The following is a 2,251-nucleotide window of genomic DNA, read 5'->3' on the forward strand; positions in this document are numbered from 1 at the left end:
GTCTGCGCTTCCAGCGCCAGCCGTCTTGCTGGCGCAGGTAAGATGTGAGTGATGAATAATCGGTGGCCTTAACCGGAACCCCCTCTGCCACTTCATTATGTATGGCAGGCCTCAGCGGCGTACGGTAAAAAGCAGAGATACGGAAAATACCGATGCTTACAGTCAGCAGCGCTGTCAGGAAAAACAACACCACAACAATCAGCTTCAGTGAGTTCTCAGGCAGATATTGTGAAAATGCCCCGGCCTGCCCGACCAGCAATGCCAGTGACAGCATAGCCAGCGCAACCAGCAGCAGAATACCGGCAACCCTCAGTAACTTCTTCATACCGGCTCTCCCCTGGCTGGCCCCTGTGCTGCGCGAATAAAGGCTGACTCAGTTACCCTGCTGATCAGATAACGTAACCCCAGCACACAACCTGGCAGCACCAGCAGCAGCGAACTCAGAACCACGGTAAAACCCCAGCCGGAGAACAGCCACTGCGGCCACGCTGTGCCTACAGCGCCGAATACAAGACCACAAAACAACAGCCCCAGCGACAGTCCACCACACGGGAAAGGCTGCCCGGGTAGTTCAGTATGCGGAGGCTGCGGAGAAGGATTGTGACGCCCTACCGCCATTGCCCAGGTCTGCCCGTTGTTTTCACACACTACCCACTGGCTGCCCTGCCCCTGTTCAGCCATCTGAGCCGCAATACCTGCCAGCAGCCAGCCGGACAGACTGCCGTAATGCCCACCTCCCTGGCCAACATCAATCACGCCACCGCCCGGCACCGCGCCGCTAAGTGGAAGTTGCATAGTAAACGCCGCTGTACTGAGGCTTTGTTTTGCGCTGTCACTGAGACCGCTGAACCACAGCAGCCGGATGTTGTCAGCGGGCTGCTGCGCCATCGCTTTTAACTCGCTGAGTTCATCGACTAATTTTTCAGGATTTACCGGCATTGCCCGGAACAGGCGGGTAAGTGACTGACCGGAGGTAATGTTGAGCAAGCCCGCCGGAGACAGCAGAAGCGCGGTGGCGATTTCTGCCGCCTCTTCTCCCGGCTGGCGGTAGTGCAGCGCCAGAGCCAGGACCGGATGAGGGGAGGAAAGGACGGTCTGATTCCATATCTCAAATGGCAGCACGTCAGAGAGCAGATGCAACTCCAGCGCTCTGCCAGGCAGGATTTCATTCCACAGGTTTTCAAACCGCCCCTGACGCTGGTCTTCATCTCCGGTCGTTTGCAGATAAACAGTGATGGGAAAATGGGCCGGGAGGCTGACAAGCGATGGCGCTACATCCTCTAAAAGTGTGCGGCAGATTTGCGTAAAGCGATTAAGGCCGGGAATGACTGCACCGTCCAGGTTCAGCGTTTTTGCTTTGCTGCCTTCATCGTCTTCAGGGAGCTTTGGCTGAATACCGGCAAGCGAGGGGATAAGGCCTGGCTCAGCGGTCAGCATCACGCTTTTCACCATAACCAGAGATTCCAGCGCCCACGCCCGCCAGGCACGGTACGTGTTATGCTGCCACCAGGTCAGGCTGAAGAAACGTAACGCCTGCGCTTCCCACCACACCAGATAGATGGTCAGGGCTATTCCCACACCTGTAAGCGTATATCCCGTCACAGGAAGGTAGTAGCCTGATGACAGGGCTGGCAGCCTCCCGAAAGGAGTACTGAGCACCACCCAGGCAAGCGCCGCAAGATAACCCGCTCCGGTAATAAAAAGACACACCCACGGCGACCAGCGAACGGCTTTTTGCGGTGCCGGTGCCTGTGGTATGGACCATCCCATTAGCAAATCTCCCTGCCCTGTAACCCAACAGTCTTTGAAAACAGACGTCGGGTTATTGGTTCTTATAGAATGATATTTCCGTTTTTATCAGAGAAAATAAATACCCATTGATGCCAGAATCATCAAAATCACAAACGTACCCACTGCGCTTAAAACCCAGGCAAGCACGATATTACCGAATGTTCTTGCTTTTTCGTAGACAAGTCAAAAAAGAAAGGCAGCCCAATTCATGCTTAACACAGGGATTTGTCTGCTGCCAACCAATACTGTATTTAAGCGTTGTGCATCTCATCACCCGATCTCCATATCCTGTGAACTTGCGATCACCATTGAGCCACATTCGGTTTTGAAGCCGTGTAACACAATTCCCCGACCATTTTCTTCGTAAGCGGAGATATCACTCTCAATGATGCGGTTAGTACCGTGCACCGGGCAGGTCACTGTGTCGTGGAGTAATGCAGCATTTTTGCCGTTAATATCG

Annotated in this window: 3 protein-coding genes; all 3 read right to left on the reverse strand. The window is 54.2% G+C overall.

The genetic code is table 11. From position 1 onward, the window contains the following. Positions 1 to 325: hypothetical protein (locus JJB97_RS17740; protein WP_238715401.1), on the reverse strand; the 325-nt coding region annotated here is incomplete at its 3' end. After that, positions 322 to 1,770 (reverse strand): hypothetical protein, encoded by a 1,449-nt coding sequence (locus JJB97_RS17745; protein WP_238715402.1) that lies wholly within the window; start codon positions 1,768 to 1,770, stop codon positions 322 to 324. The genes JJB97_RS17740 and JJB97_RS17745, both read right to left, overlap by 4 nt. 291 nt (positions 1,771 to 2,061) lie before the next feature. Continuing rightward, positions 2,062 to 2,251 (reverse strand): PAAR domain-containing protein (locus JJB97_RS17750; protein WP_238715403.1); only part of this gene is annotated, 190 nt, incomplete at its 5' end.

This window comes from Tenebrionibacter intestinalis (genome assembly GCF_016632365.1).
Lineage (GTDB): Bacteria > Pseudomonadota > Gammaproteobacteria > Enterobacterales > Enterobacteriaceae > Tenebrionibacter > Tenebrionibacter intestinalis.